The sequence below is a fragment of the Phaeodactylibacter xiamenensis genome (assembly GCF_965229835.1).
In the GTDB taxonomy this organism is placed as follows: domain Bacteria; phylum Bacteroidota; class Bacteroidia; order Chitinophagales; family Saprospiraceae; genus Phaeodactylibacter; species Phaeodactylibacter xiamenensis.
Genome location: NZ_OZ245931.1, coordinates 6488395 through 6507575 on the forward strand (window position 1 = coordinate 6488395; position 19181 = coordinate 6507575).

Annotated in this window: 13 protein-coding genes; all 13 read left to right on the forward strand. The window is 39.8% G+C overall.

Features of this window, described 5'->3' with window-relative positions:
* Positions 1-464: 464 nt before the first annotated feature.
* The 13 genes from ACO08I_RS24905 to ACO08I_RS24965 all read left to right on the forward strand — a co-directional run bounded on the left by ACO08I_RS24905 (position 465) and on the right by ACO08I_RS24965 (position 17549).
* A complete protein-coding gene (locus ACO08I_RS24905; protein WP_421947452.1) occupies positions 465-749 on the forward strand; it encodes a hypothetical protein in 285 nt (94 codons plus the stop codon).
* 266 nt (positions 750-1015) lie between these two features.
* Positions 1016-2419: a hypothetical protein gene (locus tag ACO08I_RS24910; protein ID WP_282784619.1), complete on the forward strand. Its 1404-nt coding sequence runs from the start codon at positions 1016-1018 to the stop codon at positions 2417-2419.
* A 133-nt stretch (positions 2420-2552) separates the two neighbouring features.
* Complete coding sequence (locus ACO08I_RS24915; RefSeq protein WP_421947453.1) at positions 2553-3536, forward strand: hypothetical protein; 984 nt, start codon at positions 2553-2555, stop codon at positions 3534-3536.
* Positions 3537-3786: 250 nt separating this feature from the next.
* Complete coding sequence (locus tag ACO08I_RS24920; protein ID WP_421947454.1) at positions 3787-4500, forward strand: hypothetical protein; 714 nt, start codon at positions 3787-3789, stop codon at positions 4498-4500.
* A gap of 2684 nt (positions 4501-7184) precedes the next feature.
* Positions 7185-7325 carry a hypothetical protein gene (locus ACO08I_RS24925; protein WP_421947455.1) on the forward strand — a complete coding sequence of 47 codons (141 nt, stop codon included), beginning with the start codon at positions 7185-7187 and terminating at the stop codon, positions 7323-7325.
* 1560 nt (positions 7326-8885) lie between these two features.
* Complete coding sequence (locus ACO08I_RS24930; RefSeq protein ID WP_421947409.1) at positions 8886-9113, forward strand: hypothetical protein; 228 nt, start codon at positions 8886-8888, stop codon at positions 9111-9113.
* A 759-nt stretch (positions 9114-9872) separates the two neighbouring features.
* Positions 9873-10013 carry a hypothetical protein gene (locus ACO08I_RS24935; RefSeq protein WP_421947456.1) on the forward strand — a complete coding sequence of 47 codons (141 nt, stop codon included), beginning with the start codon at positions 9873-9875 and terminating at the stop codon, positions 10011-10013.
* A gap of 657 nt (positions 10014-10670) precedes the next feature.
* A complete protein-coding gene (tnpC, locus tag ACO08I_RS24940) occupies positions 10671-12137 on the forward strand; it encodes an IS66 family transposase (protein WP_421947457.1) in 1467 nt (488 codons plus the stop codon).
* A gap of 79 nt (positions 12138-12216) precedes the next feature.
* Complete coding sequence (locus tag ACO08I_RS24945; protein ID WP_421947458.1) at positions 12217-12453, forward strand: hypothetical protein; 237 nt, start codon at positions 12217-12219, stop codon at positions 12451-12453.
* A gap of 1536 nt (positions 12454-13989) precedes the next feature.
* Positions 13990-14130, forward strand: a complete 141-nt coding sequence (locus tag ACO08I_RS24950) for a hypothetical protein (protein WP_421947459.1) — start codon at positions 13990-13992, stop codon at positions 14128-14130.
* A gap of 1619 nt (positions 14131-15749) precedes the next feature.
* Positions 15750-16061 (forward strand): hypothetical protein, encoded by a 312-nt coding sequence (locus tag ACO08I_RS24955; RefSeq protein ID WP_421947460.1) that lies wholly within the window; start codon positions 15750-15752, stop codon positions 16059-16061.
* 24 nt (positions 16062-16085) lie between these two features.
* A complete protein-coding gene (locus ACO08I_RS24960; RefSeq protein WP_421947461.1) occupies positions 16086-16544 on the forward strand; it encodes a PIN domain-containing protein in 459 nt (152 codons plus the stop codon).
* 864 nt (positions 16545-17408) lie between these two features.
* On the forward strand, positions 17409-17549 hold the full coding sequence (locus ACO08I_RS24965) for a hypothetical protein (protein ID WP_421947462.1): 141 nt from the start codon (positions 17409-17411) through the stop codon (positions 17547-17549).
* The last annotated feature ends 1632 nt before the right edge of the window (positions 17550-19181 follow it).

Below are 19181 nucleotides of genomic sequence, written 5' to 3' on the forward strand. Positions count from 1 at the left end.
GAGGGAGTTTGAGTTTAGGTGGCTTTTGAATAAAAATCAGGAATTTGAATCTCGTCCAAAAACAGAATTTGGAAATCAGGAATCTGGAGATTTTGAACAGGTAATTGAATCAATTTGAATACCGAAGATTGGAGATCAAGAACTCAAGAATTTAAGAACCTGAATCAGATTTTGATGAATTTGGGAAACCGAATTGAGTAAATTGAGGAATCAAAAATCAGGTTGAATCTTCTGGAAATTGAGACCAGAATCCTGAAATTGGTTGATTATCGTCAAATTTTTGGTTGATTTGAGATTGGAGACGACCAAATTGAATAATCAGGATTTTGAAATTGAATCAACTGAAAACCAAGAGATTGAAATCAGTTGAAGAGAATTGAATAGCCGCCTTTTGGTTTGTCCAGAATTTGAAATGGTCCCTTTGGTATAAACGGTGAAAAAGAATAAAGCGGCAACCCATAACAATGGCTACACTCAAGCTGGGTAAAAATCTACGATTGAAAAATCAGAATGAAAAGTCCGCTACGGCAGCAAAAGCCAGGCTGCGCCAGTTTCCTCTTTTGCTGCCTGCGCTAGTATTGGTGAAATCGGACGAAAAGATTAATTTAGAATCCCAGCCTGCGCGTAGCCGGGCCGTTATGGGCAATTTTCAAGAGAATAAGAAGTTTTGGTGTCAAATGCCAAAAAAAATTAAAGCATTAAATTTTATTTTATGTTTTTTGGTTCTGAGAAAGAATATGAAATTTTAAAAAATGAAACTGCAGAAATTAGAAGTTGTATCACAAGGTATATTGGTTACATAATTAGTGTAGCTGGATTATCTGGGTTTCTTGCAAAATTTTATTTCGAAAGGAGTAAAGGTCAAGCAATTGACTTAGATATTCCTATTATTTTATTTCTATCACTGCTAGTAATAGGCTGTTCAGTTTGATGCAAAATCAGCCCTACGTATTTTGCCAAGCAAAAGTATGCCCACACTTCCGTAGCTTTAGAGTTCGACCAAAAAAACACATTAATGTGGGCACGACTCAAAGCTACGATAAAACATTCAAGGTCTCAAGCAAAAGAGCAGACCATCGGGCGCCGTCGCCTGAAAGGCCAAATCAAAGACCGGGATGCAAAAATAGCCCGTCAGGACGCTGAGATTGCCCGCCTGCGCAAGATTGCAGAGCCGGAAAAAGTCTTTAACCATTCCTACCCGGCCCAGATGATGGTGCTGGCCGTTTATATAGTGGTGCACGCTGGTGGCTCTTTACGCTGTGCGGCGAAGAGCGCAGCGTTTTTTGCCCAAATGATGGGCTGGCCCTTATACGGTAAGCCCAGCCCTACTACAATCCGCAACTGGGTTTTGCGCTGCGGCTATTACGCCTTGGAGTATACCCGCGATTTGCAAGGCGATTATGTAGTCATCATTGACGAGAGTATCCAAATCGGCAAAGAAAAGCTCTTGCTCATGCTGGGCGTCAAAGTCGATGCCGGCCAGTGTTACAGCGCCCCGCTGTGCGGCCTGGACGCTGAAGTGCTCGGCATGGAGGTGCAGAACTCTTGGACGGGCCCCTTCATCGCCCGCTTTATCCAGGACAACCTCAGCCGGTATCCTGGCCTGAAGCTAAAGTACGCCGTAAGCGACCAAGGCACGTCTTTGCTGGCGGCTATGCGCAGCCTGAGCCTGCCCCGGGCCAGTGACTGCAGCCATGTGATGATGAACGCCGTCAAGGATATCTTTGGGCAAGATGAAGCCCTCAGCGAGCTAAGCGCCTCAATCGGGCAACTGCGCAGGCGGCTTATGCTCTCAGATTGGGGCGGGTTGCTGCCGCCTACCTTACGGGACAAAGACCGCTTCCTGAGAATTTTCACTATCGTCGAGTGGGCAAACCGCATGGATGGCTACTGGGCCAAGCTGCCGGCCGTGGCGCGTCGGCACATCGCATTTTACCGTAAGGCCTGGCCTTTACTGCGGCGCTTGCGGCAGGTCAGGGAGTTGATTGCCATCGCGTCGGCTATCTTGAAAACGGCAGGGTTAAGCGAGCACAGCTTTCAACGCTGGCAGCAAAGTGCCGCCCAGTATTTGAGTGCCCAAAAGGTAGCCACCAAACAAGCCAAGGCATTCGTTGCCAAAATAGATGCGTACTTTGCCGCCCATGCCGGATTATATAAAGGGTGCAGCCAGATCATTTGTTGCTCCGATATTATCGAGAGCACCTTCAGCCGCTACAAAAACAAAGGGGGGATGAAGGCCATTAGTGCCGATGTGCTCAGTGTCGCTTTGTACAACCGGGAAATCACCAGCGGGTTTGTCCGCAGTGCGCTGACCAGCGTCAGTTGCCTGGATGTGGAAGAGTGGCAGCAGGATAACGTCTGCCACAACCGCTACGGGCTGCGAAAATCAATGGACCGAGAGCTAAAATCCCTAGGGTGAGAACCTTATCAGACTGAACAGCCTACTGCTAGTAATTACTCTTTTGTATAATGTAATCTGGTATAAATTTCGATCACACAATCGTTATGTCGGCTACATTCAATTATTGACTCAGGAAATTAATCATTATAAGTTGAGTGGAATTGAAAACCAGGACAAACTCGATGCAGGAAAAAAAAGCTATTTGGACACACCTCCAGACGAATTAATAGAAGATGAATTCAAAAAGAAAAGAATATTCGCATGGGAGTTTGTAATGTCGAGGTATAATGGAGCTAGGTTTGAAAACCAACAGGAAAACATAATTTCTGCCACAAACAAAGCTAAATTTCGATTTCATATTCCAGATGGATATAAATATAGCCAAATAGATAATTATTCTACTCTTGATAAAGATTTTTTTGAGAAGATAATTTACCCGATATATGGTGTTAGAAAAACTGGATTCAAACAGATTGCTATAAACGCATTAAAATTCCCTTTTGATGTATTTTATCAGATAGTCAAATTGTATAGTCCAAGAAAAAGAAATTTAGTATCAATAAGTCCAAATAAAAATATTGACTCTAGATACGTAAAGGGAGGATGGAATTATCCTATTGTAATAACTCAAACATCTTTTGTCCCTGTTTTACTAATATTCTTATATTTAATTTACTTTATCTTTTTTAAAGATAGATCAGATACCAATATATTTGAATCTGATTCCGGGTGGAAAGTAATAACTATTTTTATTGGAAGTTCTTTTATTTTCGGTATTTGGATTAGCAAATTTTTAAAAGGTATTTATGAAATATCTCATGGAAATGAGTCAATTGAGTTTTTTTGTTGGACGTTTTTTATCTACAGGGTTCAATTGTTAAACTCCTATGACATCATGCCTAGTTATTTTTCAAGAGCGTTTATTCGGTATTTTAAGTCACAGTTAATCCTGAGTAAATTAAAGGAAGAAAGGATTGATGAATTTGCGAAAGCATTAGCTAAAAAGAGCGGAGTGAGTTTAAGTGATTATAAAGGAAAACTTCAACTTTGCAAAAAGCTTGATAACAGCCATACAAAGTTTCATAGAGAGTTAAATAAAAAGATAAAAGAATCTTTACAAAAGCCCATAACATAGGCTACATGCCATGCCGGTAAAAATCTTCGAGAGGAAAATGGAGGTTGAAAAACCCGCGCAGGCAGCAAAAGCAAGGCTGCGCCAATTTGGTCTTTTGCTGCCTGCGCTAGTATTTGTGAAACCAAACGAAAAGAGTAAATTTAGAATCCGGCACGTCACGTAGCCGGGCCGTTGGCTGCAACAAATAAAAATAGAGTTAAGAACCGTGAATAGTGCAATTGAAGTCAAGCCCTATTAAAGGTTGAAAGAAGTGAAAAAGTTACTAATTTTTAGTCTGTTGGTTCTGTCATTGTCATGTGAAAAAACCTGTGATGTCAAATGCCAAATTAATAAAGAAGACTGGAAGGAAATTGATTTAGGAGTGTTTAAAATTAATACTCCTACAGATTTCAAATATTTACCGGTTAAAGGGATTGATTCATATGTAGGTCAAATAAGCAATTCTGAAATGACTTTTATATTTGATTATGGAAGGTATTCGGAAACGGGACCTCGCACTTATATAGATCGATGGATTGAAAAACCAATACGTCATTCTGAAATAATTTACGATTTTGCAGAAGAATTCAATGTGGACGTTTATCAAAGTGATATCTTTTGGATGGACTTGATTTCACTGAAATCAGTGACTACGACTTATGAGAGAAACGAACTATTATATGAAGTGACTGGAGAATTTGAAGGGCAGTTAAAAACAATCACTTATGACTTAGAAGGAATCGATAATAGCTTTGAAAGTAGAGCTTTGGACTACAAGATATTTTATGAATATGATATTTTGGATTCAGTAATGACCAAGTTTTATTATCCAAAAGGTCGAATTGGTCATATTGGATATTATTGTGTTTTATTAGATCAAGAAAGCTTCCTAAAAAAGCTATCAGTAAAGACGAAGAAAATTGATCTTTCAAACGAAACATGCTGTATAGCGAAAGGAGTACTGAGAACGATTAAAATTAATTGAATTTGCTGCAGCCAACAATGGCTACATGCCATGCCGGTAAAAATCTCCGAGAGGAAAATGGAGATTGAAAACCCGCGCAGGCAGCAAAAGCCAGGCTTCGCCAGTTTCGCCTTTTGCTGCCTGCGCTAGCATTTGTGAAATGGGACGAAAATGGTAATTTTAGAGTCCGGCACGGCACGTAGCCGGGCCGTTGGGCGCACTCCATTCTGGGAATAAAAAACTGATAAACAAACGATTAGAGATTAAGCCTGCCTTTGAAAATCGGGAATAATTGGTTTTTGGAACCCGAGTTTTGTTTGTTACGGTCAATTGAATGTATAGCCCAATTAGGCAGGCAAAAAAATGGAAAATAGAGTTGTTTTATCGGGTAATCCGTTGTCCCGAATAATTGAGATCCTTAACAATTACCGCTCCCTGTCATCGAAAGAAGAAATTGAGTTTTTTGGAGAGAGTTTGCGTTTGGGGCCTCAAAGCGGAAAATAAGAATTGAGTAAACCGTCGAATTGAATAGGGGATAAGGTCAAGAAATTTGAACCTTACACCGAATAAGAATCTGGTCAAATTGAATCGGGTTGTCATGAATCAAGTTGAATTGATAGAGATTGAAAATCAGTAGATTAAATTGTCCAACTCGAATCAAGATTATCTTGAAGAATAAGATTTTAGCCGAATCAAATTGAAGACTGGAGATTAGAAATTTTGATCAATTTGGGAGATTGACTTTCAAGATCAAGAATTTGAAACCGGTAAATTGAGATCAGCTTTCAAAATCAATTTGAGATCATCAGAATTAGAGAACCGGTTTAAAAAGATTGAAAAATCGGTAAAAACGGCCCTTTTGAAGTATACAAAATCGTTAAATCGGTCGCTTTTTTAGGTTTACAACGAATAAAATGGAAGCGCCCAACAATGGCTACACTCAAGCTGGGTAAAAATCTACGATTGAAAAATCAGAATGAAAAGCCCGCTGCAGTCAGCAAAAGCCAAGCTTCGCCAATTTCGTCTTTTTGCTGTCTGCGCTGTATATTTGAATCAAGACCAGAAAGGGTTGATGGAAAAATCCCCCACTGCGTGTAGCCTGGCCGTTGGGCGCACTCCATTTTGGGAATAAAAAACTGATAAACAAACGATTAGAAATTAAGCCTGCCTTTGAAAATCGGGAATAATTGGTTTTTGGAACCCGAGTTTTGTTGATTACGGTCAATTGATTGCATAGCCCAATTAGGCAGGCAAAAAAATGGAAAATCAGTTTTCTTTATCGGGTAATCCGTTGTCCCGAATAATTGAGATCCTTAACAATATCCGCTCCCTGTCATCGAAAAAGGAAATCGAGTTTTTTGGAGAGATTTTGCGTTTAGGGCCTCAATACGGGAAATCAAGAATTTGGGTAAACCATCGAATTGAATAGGGGATAAGGTCAAGGATTTGAACCTTTCACCGAATAAGAGTCTGATCAAATTGAATCGGGTTGTCGAGAATCAAGTTGAAATTTTAGAGATTGAAAATCAGTAGATTGAATTGGCCAACTTGAATTTGAGATCGACCTGAAAAACTGAAATTTAGCTGAATCAAATTGAAGACAGGAGATTAAGAATTTGGATCAATTTGGAAGATTAGTCTTCGAGATCGGGAATTAAAACCGGTTAATTGGAATCAGTTTTCAAGATCAATTTGAGATCATCAGAATTAGGGAATTGGTTCAAAAAGATTAAAAAATCGGTAAAAACGGCCCTTTGAAGTATCCAGAACCGGTAAAACGGTCGCTTTTTTAGGTTTACAATGAATAAAATGGAAGCGCCCAACAATGGCTACATGCCATGCCGGTAAAAATCTTCGAAAGGAAAATAGAGATTGAAAAACCCGCGCAGGCAGCAAAAGCCACGCTTCGCCACATTCGCCTTTTGCTGCCTGCGCTAGCATTTGTGAATTGAAACGAAAATGATAAATTTAGAGTCCGGCACGTCACGTAGCCGGGCCGTTGGGCGCACTCCATTTTGGGAATAAAAAACTGATAAACAAACGATTAGAGATTAAGCCTGCCTTTTAAAATCGGGAATAATTGGTTTTTGGAACCCGAGTTTTGTTGGTTACGGTCAATTGATTGTATGACCCAATTAGGCAGGCAAAAAAATGGAAAATCAGTATTTCTATCGGGTAATTCGTTGTCCCGAATAATTGAGATCCTTAACAATTACCGCTCCCTGTCATCGAAAGAAGAAATCGAGTTTTTTGGAGAGAGTTTGCGTTTAGGGCCTCAATACGGAAAATCAAGAATTTGAGTAAACCGTCGGATTGAATAGGGGATAAGATCAACAAATTTGAACCTTTCACCGGATAAGAATCTGATCAAATTGAATCGGGTTGTCGAGAATCAAGTTGAAATTTTGGAGACTGAAAACCAGTAGATTGAATCAGGATTATCTTGAAGAATAAGATTTTAGTCGAATCAAATTGAAGACTGGAGATTAGAAATTTGGATCAATTTGGGAGATTGGCTTTCAAGATCAAGAATTTGAAATCGGTAAATTGAGATCAGTTTTCAAGATCAATTTGAGACCATCAAAATTAGGGAATCGGTTCAATGAGATTGAAAAATCAGTAGAAAAGGCCCTTTTGAAGTATACAGAATCGGTAAAACGGTCGCTTTTATAGGTTTACGAAGAATAAAATGGAAGCGCCCAACAATGGCTACACTCAAGCTGGGTAAAAATCTACGATTGAAAAATCAGAATGAAAAGCCCGCTGCAGTCAGCAAAAGCCAGGCTGCGCCAGTTTCGTCTTTTGCTGCCTGCGCTAGTATTGGTGAAATCAAACGAAAAGAGTAAATTTAGAATCCCAGCCTGCGCGTAGCCGGGCCGTTGGGCGCACTCCATTCTGGGAATAAAAAACTGATAAACAAACGATTAGAGATTAAGCCTGCCTTTGAAAATCGGGAATAATTGGTTTTTGGAACCCGAGTTTTGTTTGTTACGGTCAATTGAATGTATAGCCCAATTAGGCAGGCAAAAAAGGAAAATAGAGTTGTTTTATCGGGTAATCCGTTGTCCCGAATAATTGAGATCCTTAACAATTACCGCTCCCTGTCATCGAAAGAAGAAATTGAGTTTTTGGGAGAGAGTTTACGTTTAGGGCCTCAATACGGAAAATCAAGAATTTGGGTAAACCGTTGAATTGAGTAGGGTAGGAGATCAAGAAATTTGAACCTTTCACCGAATAAGAATCTGATCCAATTGAATCGGGTTGTCGAGAATCAAGTTGAAATTTTAGAGATTGAAAATCAGTAGATTGAATTGGTCAACTTGAATTGAGATCGACTTGAAAAACTGGAATTTAGCCGAATCAAATTGAAGACTGGAGATTAGAAATTTTGATCAATTTGGGAGATTAGTCTTCAAGATCAGGAATTTGAAACCGGTAAATTGAGATCAGTTTTCAAGATCAATTTGAGATGATCAGAATTGAAAATCGGTTCAAAAAGATTGAAAAATCGGAAAAAACGGCCCTTTTGAAGTATCCAGAATCGGTAAACCGGTCGCTTTTTTTAGGTTTACGAAGAAAAAAATGGAAGCGCCCAACAATGGCTACATGCCATGCCGGTAAAAATCTTCGAAAGGAAAATAGAGATTGAAAAACCCGCGCAGGCAGCAAAAGCCACGCTTCGCCACATTCGCCTTTTGCTGCCTGCGCTAGCATTTGTGAATTGAAACGAAAATGATAAATTTAGAGTCCGGCACGTCACGTAGCCGGGCCGTTATGGGGTACCGCATCAGAATTGGTATTCTATGGAATTGAAAATATGGATTCTCCCGCCTCAAAAATTAAAACTCAGAATCAGGATTTCGACAGAAATCGAGAATTTGAGTTCCTAATCGGGTAACTGAAATTTCGGAAAGGCGGGTAAAGGTCCTGTCGAGTATTGTATTTTTTACGGTGAATCGGATAGAAAACGAAAGATTTGAATTCTTAAGATTAACCGGGCCCATCTTGAAAGATGAGATTGGTTTTTTCAGAGGGAGTATGAGTTTAGGCGGCTTTTGAAATAGAAATCAGGAATTTGAACCTCGTCCAAAAACAGAATTTGGAAATCTGGAAACTGGAAATTTTGAACTAGAAAACGTTGATTGAATCAATTTGACAACCAAGATCAAGAACTCAAGATTTGAAAACCTGAATCTGTTTTTGATGGATTTGGGAGATTGAATCCAGTAAATTGAAGAGATCAAAAATTAGGTTGAATCTTCTGGAAATTGAGATCAGAACTCTGAATTAGGTTGATTGTCGTGAGATTTTTGGTTGATTTGAAATAAGAGCCGATCAAATTGAAGAATCAAAATCCTGAAATTGAATCAACTGAAAACCAAGAGGTTAAAATCAGTTGAAAAGAATTGAACAGCCGCCTTTTGGTTTATCCAGAATTTAAAATGGGCCCTTTTTTTGAAACGGTTAAAAGAATAAAGCGGCAACCCATAACAATGGCTACACTCAAGCTGGGTAAAAATCTACGATTGAAAAAAGAGAATGAAAAGCCCGCTGCAGTCAGCAAAAGCCAGGCTTTGCCAGTTTCGCCTTTTGCTGACTGCGCTAGTATTGGTGAAATCAAACGAAAAGAGTAAATTTAGAATCCCAGCCTGCGCGTAGCCGGGCCGTTATGGGGTACCGCATCAGAATTGGCATTCTATGGAATTGAAAATATGAATTCTCCCGCCTCAAAAAATGAAAACTCAGAATCAGGATTTCGCCAGAAATCGAGAACTGATTTTCAAACCGGGTAATTGAAATTTTGAAAGGCGGGTAAAGGTCCTGTCGAGTATTGTGTTCTTTACGGTTAATCGGACAGAAAACGAAAAATTTGGATTCTTAAGATTACCGGGCCCATCTTGAAAAATGGGATTGGTTTTTTCAGAGGGAGTTTGAGTTTAGGCGGCTTTTGAAATAGAAATCAGGAATTTGAATCTCGTCCAAAAACAAAATTTGGGAATCTGGAATCTGGAATCTGGAAATTTTGAACAGGGAAACGTTGATTGAATCAATTTGAAAACCAAGATCAAAAACTCAAGATTTGGAGAACCTGAAACTGATTTTGATGAATTTGGGAAATCGAATTGAGTAAAATCAGGAATCAAAAATCAGGTTGAATCTTCTGGAAATAGAGATCTGAATCCGGAAATAGGTTGATTGTTTTCAGATTTTTGGTTGATTAGAGATAAGAACCGATCAAATTGAAGAATCAGAATTCTGAAATTGAATCAACTGAAAATCAAGAAGTTAAAATCAGTTGAAAAAATTGAACAGCCGCCTTTTGGATAGTCCAGAATTTGAAATGGGCCCTTTTGTACAAATCGGTGAAAAGAATAAAGCGGCAACCCATAACAATGGCTACACACAAGCTGGGTAAAAATCTACGATTGAAAAATCAGAAAGAAAAGCCCGCTGCAGTCAGCAAAAGCCAGGCTGTGCCAGTTTCGCCTTTTGCTGCCTGCGCTAGTATTGGTGAAATCGAACGAAAAGATTAATTTTAGAATCCCAGCCTGCGCGTAGCCGGGCCGTTATGGGGTACCGCATCAGAATTGGCATTCTATGGAATTGAAAATATGAATTCTCCCGCCTCAAAAATGAAAACTCAGAATTGGGAATTGTCCATAAATCGAGAATTTGAGTTCCAAATTGGGCAATTGAAATTTTGAAAGGCGGGTAAAGGTCCTGTCGAGTATTGTATTTTTTACGGTGAATCGGACAGAAAACGAAAAATTTGGATTCTTAAGATTAACCGGGCCCATCTTGAAAAATGGGATTGGTTTTTTCAGATGAGATTTACGTTTAGGCGGCTTTTGAATAAAAATCAGGAATTTGAATCTCGTCCAAAAATAGAATTTGGGAATCTGGAATCTGGAAGTTTTGAACTGAAAAACGTTGATTGAATCAATTTGAAAACCAAAGATCAGAAACCAAAAACTCACGATTTGAAAACCTGAAACTGATTTTGATGAACCTGAGAAATCGAATCAAGTAAAATCAGGAATCAAAAATCAGGTTGAATCTTCTGGAAATTGAGGCCTGAATCCGGAAACAGGTTGATTACCGTTAGATTTTTGGTTGATTAGAGATAAGAACTGTAACTATTCAGCACGCCTGTGTGCTGAGGATTTAAAATAAAGTTATTATTTTTTGGGATGCTTCCAGAACCACTACAACAAGCCATCAAGAGATTGCCCGAAGAAGCCCGAGTGCTCGTCGAGGCTATAGTAGTGTTCTATGACCATCACTATAAATCGAAGATCGAGGAATTAGAAGCCAGGATCAAAGAACTGGAAGATCAGATATCCAAGAACAGCAGGAATAGCAGCAAGCCTCCTTCTTCGGATGAGTTTGACAAGCCTGCCCCCAAAAGCCAGCGCAAAACGACTGGCCGCAAGGCTGGCGGGCAAAAGGGCCACGAGGGGGCTAATCTAAAGATGGTGGATTCCCCAGGCGAAAAAGAGCTTCATAAAGTGGAGGTTTGTGCCTGTTGCCAAAAAAGCCTTTGCAGGCAAAAAGCCGATTCCATAGAATGCCGCCAGGTATATGACTTACCCCCGTTGGAGTTGGTCATAACCGAACACCAGGCTGAAGTTAAACGCTGTTCCTGCGGGCATGTCAACCGAGCCGATTTTCCGGCGGGTGTTAACCATTATGTGCAATACGGCCCCAACATAAAGAGCCTTTTGGTGTATATGCAAGATTACCAACTGCTGCCTTACGAACGGACCAAAGAGTTTGTCCAGGATATTTTCGGCCATCAGCTCAGTACTGGCACCTTATATAATATCCGTCATACGGCCTTTGGCCAACTGGACACTTTTGAAGAGCGGCTCAAGGCACTGTTGACAACAGCAGTTGTGGCCGGCTTTGATGAAACCGGTATCCGGATAATGGCCCAGCGGTTGTGGCTGCATAGCTGTTCGACTAGCCAGCATGCGTATTATAAGCCTCATGCCAAGCGGGGACAGGCTGCCATGGATGATATTGGCATTTTGCCCAAATTCGAAGGCATTGCCATTCATGACTTTTGGAAGAGCTATTACCGCTACGGCCGTGAACACGGCCTGTGCAATGCACACCTGCTAAGAGAACTAACCTTTGTCAAAGAACGCCATAAGCAAGCTTGGGCGGATGAACTTGCAGGCCTGCTCCTCAAAATGAAAGCTACTAAAGAAAGGGCTATTGCCAAAGGCAAGGAGTTCTTGTCCCCGGCAACTTTAAGCCGGTATCGAAGCCTCTATGAAAGCCTGGTACAAAAAGGGCTTAAAGCCAACCCCTACAAACCTCCTCCGAAAAAGAAAAGAGGCCGGGATAAAAAAACGAAGCCTCGAAACCTAATAGAACGCTTTAGAGACTACGCTGACGATATTTTGAGGTTCTTCTACGATTTTAAAGTGCCATTTGACAATAACTTCTCTGAACGGGACATCCGAATGATGAAAGTCAAACAAAAGATCTCGGGTTGTTTCAGAAGTTTTGACGGCGCCAGGTTCTTCGCAAGAATCCGCAGTTTTATCGTCACGGCTCGTAAACAAAATATCAATGTTTTCAAGGCATTGAAGAATTTGTTTATGGATAATTCTATCGTTTTTCAATTAACCAGCACGCAGGCGTGCTGAATAGTTACTAAGAACTAATCAAATTGAAGAATCAGAATCCTGAAATTGAATCAACTGAAAACCAAGAGATTAAAATCAGTTGAAAAAATTGGATAGCCGCCTTTTGGCTAGTCCAAAATTTGAAATGGGCCCTTTTTTTGAAACGGTGAAAAGAATAAAGCGGCAACCCATAACAATGGCTACACTCAAGCTGGGTAAAAATCTACGATTGAAAAATCAGAAAGGGAAGCCCGCTGCAGCCAGCAAAAGCCAGGCTTTGCCAGTTTCGCCTTTTGCTGCCTGCGCTAGTATTGGTGAAATCGGACGAAAAGAGTAAATTTAGAATCCCAGCCTGCGCGTAGCCGGGCCGTTCACAGACAATCGCGCAACTGATGAAAGGTATCAGTAAGAATTTGAAATAAGGATTCTCCCCGCCTGGAAATGGAAAATGCCCGAGTAATAATTTTCAGAAACTGGGTATAAACTGGTTAGTCCATTGGAGAAAAAGTCTGTTAAGGCGGGGTAAAAGGAAAGTTCTACAGTTTGTTAGTTGGTTTACGAGAATCGGGATAGCCCGAATAGAAAAATTAGATCAAGAGTTACCGCGGCCCCGTCCGATGGAAAGGAAAACGGTATCAGGAAAAGAGTCCGCGTCCAGGGGGCTTATGAAAATCAAAACGGCAGATGAAAATCAACTAGCAAATAACTGTTTCATGCCCGAATAGGATTGTTTTTTTAGGGTTCGCAGGTGCATTGAATAGATTTAGCAGGAGAATAAATGGATGATTTTCATTGGGTTAAGGTGGTTTTTACGGGCGATAAAACAAATGAGGTTAGCTGTTTCGCCCGAAAATCGGTTATCAAAATCGGATAATTGGATAAACTTGAAAAAAGCCCCCTTTCTCGTCTTCGAAAATAGAGAGATGGCCGCTTGTTGTGGTAAAATCGGATAAAACGCGAATGCTGTGAACAGTGGCTACCCGGCAAGCCCGGTAAAATCTTGAAAACGAAAAAAGAGAAAAGAAAATCCGCTGCAGTCAGCAAAAGTCCGGGCTTCGCCAAGTTAGCCTTTTGCTGCCTGCGCTATTTTGGTGAAATCGAATGAAAAGATTAATTTCAAGAATCCGGGCCTGCGGGTAGCCGGGCCGTTATGGGGTACCGCATCAGAATTGGCATTCTATGGAATTGAAAATATGAATTGTTCCGCCTCGAAAATGAAAACTCAGAATCAGGGTTTCGCCAGAAATCGAGAACCGATTTTCAAACCGGGTAATTGAAATTTTGAAAGGCGGGTAAAGATCCTGTCGAGTATTGTATTCTTTACGGTTAATCGGACAGAAAACGAAAAATTTGGATTCTTAAGATTAACCGGGCCCATCTTGAAAAATGGGATTGGTTTTTTCAGAAGGAGTTTGAGTTTAGGCGGCTTTTGAATAAAAACCAAGAATCAGAATTTCGTCCAAAAACAGAATTTGGGAATCAGGAATCTGGAGATTTTGAACTGGAAAACGTTGATTGAATCAATTTGAAAACCTAAGATCAGAGATCAAGAACTCAAGATTTGAAAACCTGAATCTGATTTTGATGAATTTGGGAGATTGAATCCAGTAAATTGAAGAGATCAAAAATCAGGTTGAATCTTCTGGAAATTGAGATTAGAATCCTGAAATAGGTTGATTATCGTCCGATTTTTGGTTGATTTGAGATAAGAACCGATCAAATTGAAGAACCAAAATCCTGAAATCGAATCAACTGAAAACCAAGAGATTAAAATCAGTTGAAAAAAATTGAATAGCCGTCTTTTGGATAGTCCAGAATTTGAAATGGGCCCTTTTTTGAAACGGTTAAAAGAATAAAGCGGCAACCCATAACAATGGCTACACTCAAGCTGGGTAAAAATCTACGATTGAAAAAAGAGAATGAAAAGCCCGCTGCAGTCAGCAAAAGCCAGGCTGCGCCAGTTTCGCCTTTTGCTACCTGCGCTAGTATTGGTGAAATCGAACGAAAAGATTAATTTTAGAATCCCAGCCTGCGCGTAGCCGGGCCGTTCACAGACAATCGCGCAACTGATGAAAGGTATCAGTAAGAATTTGAAATAAGGATTCTCCCCGCCTGGAAATGGAAAATGCCCGAGTAATAATTTTCAGAAACTGGGTATAAACTGGTTAATCCATTGGAGAAAAAGTCTGTTAAGGCGGGGTAAATGAGACGTTCTACAGTTTTTTAGTTGGTTTACAAGAATTGGGATAGCCCGAATTGAAAAATTAGATCAAGAGTTACCGCGGCCCCGTCCGATGGAAAGGAAAACGGTATCAGGAAAAGAGTACACGTCCAGGGGGCTTATGAAAATCAAAACGGTAAATGAAAATCAACGAGCAAATATGGGTTTCATGCCCGAGTAAGATTGAATCTTGAGGGTTCGCAGGTGCATTGAATAGATTTAGCAGGAGAATAATTGAATGATTTTCATTGGGTTAAGTTGGTTTTTACGGGCGATAAAACAAATGAGGGTATCAGTTTTGCCTGAAAATCGGTTATCAAAATCGGAGAATTGGGTAAACTTGGAAAAAGCCCCCTTATCTCGTCTCCGAAAATAGAAAGATGGCCGCTTGTTATGGTAAAATCGAATAAAACGCGAATGCTGTGAACATTGGCTACACTCAAGCTGGGTAAAAATCTACGATTGAAAAAAGAGAATGAAAAGCCCGCTGCAGTCAGCAAAAGCCAGGCTGCGCCAGTTTCGCCTTTTGCTACCTGCGCTAGTATTGGTGAAATCGAACGAAAAGATTAATTTTAGAATCCCAGCCTGCGCGTAGCCGGGCCGTTCACAGACAATCGCGCAACTGATGAAAGGTATCAGTAAGAATTTGAAATAAGGATTCTCCCCGCCTGGAAATGGAAAATGCCCGAGTAGAAATTTTCAGAAACTGGGTATAAACTGGTTAGTCCATTGGAGAAAAAGTCTGTTAAGGCGGGGTAAATGAGAAGTTCTACAGTTTTTTAGTTGGTTTACGAGAATCGGGATAGCCCGAATAGAAAAATCAGATCAAGAGTTATCGCGGCCCCGTCCGATGGAAATGAAAACGGTATCAGGAAAAGAGCCCGCGTCCAGGGGGCTTATGAAAATCAAAATGGTAAATGAAAATCAACGAGCAAATATGGGTTTCATGCCCGAATAAGATTGGTTTTTGAGGGTTCGCAGGTGCATTGAATAGATTTAGCAGGAGAATAATTGAATGATTTTCATTGGGTTAAGTTGGTTTTTACGGGCGATAAAACAAATGAGGTTAGCTGTTACGCCCGAAAATTGGTTTGTCCTCAACGAATAAATTGGATAAATTTGGGAAAAGCCCCCTTTCTCGTCTTCGAAGATAGAGAGATGGCCGCTTATTTTGGCAATATCGAATAAAACGCGAATGCTGTGAACACAGTGCAGCCGGCAATACTCCGCTGCGCTACGTACTGCGGCTGCACGTTCCCGTTGGCTGCAACATGGTTTTATTGTAAATAACTGATAATCAATTGATAAAAGCGGTGGCTAGTTTTTGGGAACTGATAAAGTCTCAAGATTGTTCTAATAAGTTGTAAATTGGATCGAAGGAGGAATGCTAGTAGGAAGAAGAAAAAGTTAATATGATGAATCATACAGTAAATACAAATAAACTTAGGAAAGACATTATCAATGTTTTGACAAGGATTGATGATGTCAAAAAACTAAAGTTAATCTTTCAACAGGCGGAAGAGATAGAAGAGATGAACATTGTTGAGGATGAACAAAGCCTAAATGTTGAAGACGGAATCGTTGAAGTAAGAGAAGGCGTAACCTTAGATCAACTTTTAAAAGAACAAAACTACAAACCGATCAATTACCAGGAATTCAAAAGCCTAACCGATGAAATTGAGTGGGAACATTCTTTAGAAGAATTACTGGAAAACCTTGATTAACAATCTGATTAGTGTGGAAAGCCAATGGATATAATACTGGATACAAATTTACTGTTGATATATAGCCGAGGAACAGAAGTGTCAGAACAAATTGAAAAGGAGTACGAGATATTCAAGAATCAGAATAGGCTTATGATATCAGTAGTGACTCTAGGAGAATTAAATGCATTAACCAAAAAATTAGGAATAGGAGATAGCCGAAAAAAGAGATTAGAAAAGACTCTTGAAAGAATTGCAAAGATCAATGTGAATATAAAAGAGGTTATTGACCGTTACGGAGATATAGATGCCTATAGCCAAGGAAAATTATCCAATAAGAAGGTAGACTTTAGTTCAAGAAATATGGGGAAGAATGATATATGGATAGCCGCCACCGCTAGTGTATACAAATTGAAATTATATACAACAGATAAAGACTTTGATCATTTAGCAGGTGAATTTATCGATTTGGAATTCATTGATATTAGAAAATATAGGCGATAAAAACTGCAGCCAACAATGGCTACATGCCATGCCGGTTAAAATCTTCGGGAGGAAAATGGAGATGAAAAAGCCGCTGCGCTAGCATTTGTGAAATGAAACGGAAATGGTAAATTTAGAATCCGGCACGGCACGTAGCCGGACCGTTATGGGGTACCGCATCAGAATTGGCATTCTATGGAATTGAAAATATGAATTGTCCCGCCTCAAGAATGAAAACTCAGAATTGGGAATTGTCCGGAAATCAAGAACTTGAGTTCCAAACCGGGTAATTGAAATTTTGAAAGGCGGGTAAATGCCCTGTCGAGTATTGTATTCTTTACGGTGAATCGGACAGAAAACGAAAAATTTGGATTCTTAAGATTAACCGGGCCCATCTTGAAAAATGGGATTGGTTTTTTCAGAGGGAGTTTGAGTTTAGGCGGCTTTTGAAATAGAAATCAGGAATTTGAATCTCGTCCAAAAACAGAATTTAGAAATCTGGAATCTGGAAATTTTGAACAGGGAAACGTTGATTGAATCAATTTGACAACCAAGATCAAGAACTCAAGATTTGGAGAACCTGAATCTGTTTTTGATGGATTTGAGAGATTGAATCCAGTAAATTGAAGAGATCAAAAATCAGGTTGAATCTTCTGGAGATTGAGATCAGAATCCGGAAACAGGTTGATTGTTGTCAGATTTTTGGTTGATTTAAGATTAGAATCGATCAAATTGAAGAATCAGAATCCTGAAATTGAATCAACTGAAAATCAAGGAATTCAAATCAGTTAAAAAAAATGAATAGCCGCCTTTTGGATAGTCCAGAATTTGAAATGGGCCCTTTTGTGAAAATCGGTGAAAAGAATAAAGCGGCAACCCATAACAATGGCTACACACAAGCTGGGTAAAAATCTACGATTGAAAAATCAGAAAGAAAAGCCCGCTGCAGTCAGCAAAAGCCAGGCTGCGCCAGTTTCGCCTTTTGCTGCCTGTGCTAGTATTTGTGAATTTGAACGAAAAGAGTAATTTTAGAATCCCAGCCTGCGCGTAGCCGGGCCGTTGGGCGCACTCCATTTTGGGAATAAAAAACTGATAAACAAACGATTAGGTAGAAAGCCTGCCTTTGAAAATCGGGAATAATTGGTTTTTGGAACCCGAGTTTTGTTTGTTACGGTCAATTGAATGTATAGCCCAATTAGGCAGGCAAAAAAGGAAAATAGAGTTGTTTTATCGGGTAATCCGTTGTCCCGAATAATTGAGATCCTTAACAATTACCGCTCCCTGTCATCGAAAGAAGAAATTGAGTTTTTTGGAGGGAGTTTACGTTTAGGGCCTCAGTACGGAAAATCAAGAATTTGGGTAAACCGTCGAATTGAATAGGAGATAAGATCAAGAAATTTGAACCTTTCACCGAATAAGAATCTGATCAAATTGAATCGGGTTGTCGAGAATCAAGTTGAAATTTTAGAGATTGAAAATCAGTATATTGAATTGGTTAACTTGAATTTGAGATCGACCTGAAAAACTGAAATTTAGCTGAATCAAATTGAAGACAGGAGATTAAGAATTTGGATCAATTTGGAAGATTAGTCTTCGAGATCGGGAATTAAAACCGGTTAATTGGAATCAGTTTTCAAGATCAATTTGAGATCATCAGAATTAGGGAATTGGTTCAAAAAGATTGAAAAATCGGTAAAAACGGCCCTTTGAAGTATCCAGAACCGGTAAAACGGTCGCTTTTTTAGGTTTACAACGAATAAAATGGAAGCGCCCAACAATGGCTACACTCAAGCTGGGTAAAAATCTACGATTGAAAAATTAGGAAAGAAAAGCCCGCTGCAGGCAGCAAAAGCCAGGCTTTGCCAGTTTCGCCTTTTGCTGCCTGCGCTGGTATTGGTGAAATCAAACGAAAAGAGTAAATTTAGAATCCCAGCCTGCGCGTAGCCGGGCCGTTATGGGGTACCGCATCAGAATTGGCATTCTATGGAATTGAAAATATGAATTCTCCCGCCTCAAAAAATGAAAACTCAGAATCAGGATTTCGCCAGAAATCGAGAACTGATTTTCAAACCGGGTAATTGAAATTTTGAAAGGCGGGTAAAGGTCCTGTCGAGTATTGTGTTCTTTACGGTTAATCGGACAGAAAACGAAAAATTTGGATTCTTAAGATTACCGGGCCCATCTTGAAAAATGGGATTGGTTTTTTCAGAGGGAGTTTGAGTTTAGGCGGCTTTTGAAATAGAAATCAGGAATTTGAATCTCGTCCAAAAACAAAATTTGGGAATCTGGAATCTGGAATCTGGAAATTTTGAACAGGGAAACGTTGATTGAATCAATTTGAAAACCAAGATCAAAAACTCAAGATTTGGAGAACCTGAAACTGATTTTGATGAATTTGGGAAATCGAATTGAGTAAAATCAGGAATCAAAAATCAGGTTGAATCTTCTGGAAATAGAGATCTGAATCCGGAAATAGGTTGATTGTTTTCAGATTTTTGGTTGATTAGAGATAAGAACCGATCAAATTGAAGAATCAGAATTCTGAAATTGAATCAACTGAAAATCAAGAAGTTAAAATCAGTTGAAAAAATTGAACAGCCGCCTTTTGGATAGTCCAGAATTTGAAATGGGCCCTTTTGTACAAATCGGTGAAAAGAA

What these genes read in the sequence shown, in the direction of transcription:
- ACO08I_RS24950 (WP_421947459.1), top strand. Translation starts at nt 13,990, where the DNA reads ATGGCTACACTCAAGCTGGGTAAAAATCTACGATTGAAAAAAGAGAAT.
- ACO08I_RS24960 (WP_421947461.1), top strand. Translation starts at nt 16,086, where the DNA reads ATGGATATAATACTGGATACAAATTTACTGTTGATATATAGCCGAGGA.
- ACO08I_RS24955 (WP_421947460.1), top strand. Translation starts at nt 15,750, where the DNA reads ATGATGAATCATACAGTAAATACAAATAAACTTAGGAAAGACATTATC.
- ACO08I_RS24965 (WP_421947462.1), top strand. Translation starts at nt 17,409, where the DNA reads ATGGCTACACACAAGCTGGGTAAAAATCTACGATTGAAAAATCAGAAA.
- ACO08I_RS24925 (WP_421947455.1), top strand. Translation starts at nt 7,185, where the DNA reads ATGGCTACACTCAAGCTGGGTAAAAATCTACGATTGAAAAATCAGAAT.
- ACO08I_RS24905 (WP_421947452.1), top strand. Translation starts at nt 465, where the DNA reads ATGGCTACACTCAAGCTGGGTAAAAATCTACGATTGAAAAATCAGAAT.
- tnpC (WP_421947457.1), top strand. Translation starts at nt 10,671, where the DNA reads ATGCTTCCAGAACCACTACAACAAGCCATCAAGAGATTGCCCGAAGAA.
- ACO08I_RS24935 (WP_421947456.1), top strand. Translation starts at nt 9,873, where the DNA reads ATGGCTACACACAAGCTGGGTAAAAATCTACGATTGAAAAATCAGAAA.
- ACO08I_RS24910 (WP_282784619.1), top strand. Translation starts at nt 1,016, where the DNA reads ATGTGGGCACGACTCAAAGCTACGATAAAACATTCAAGGTCTCAAGCA.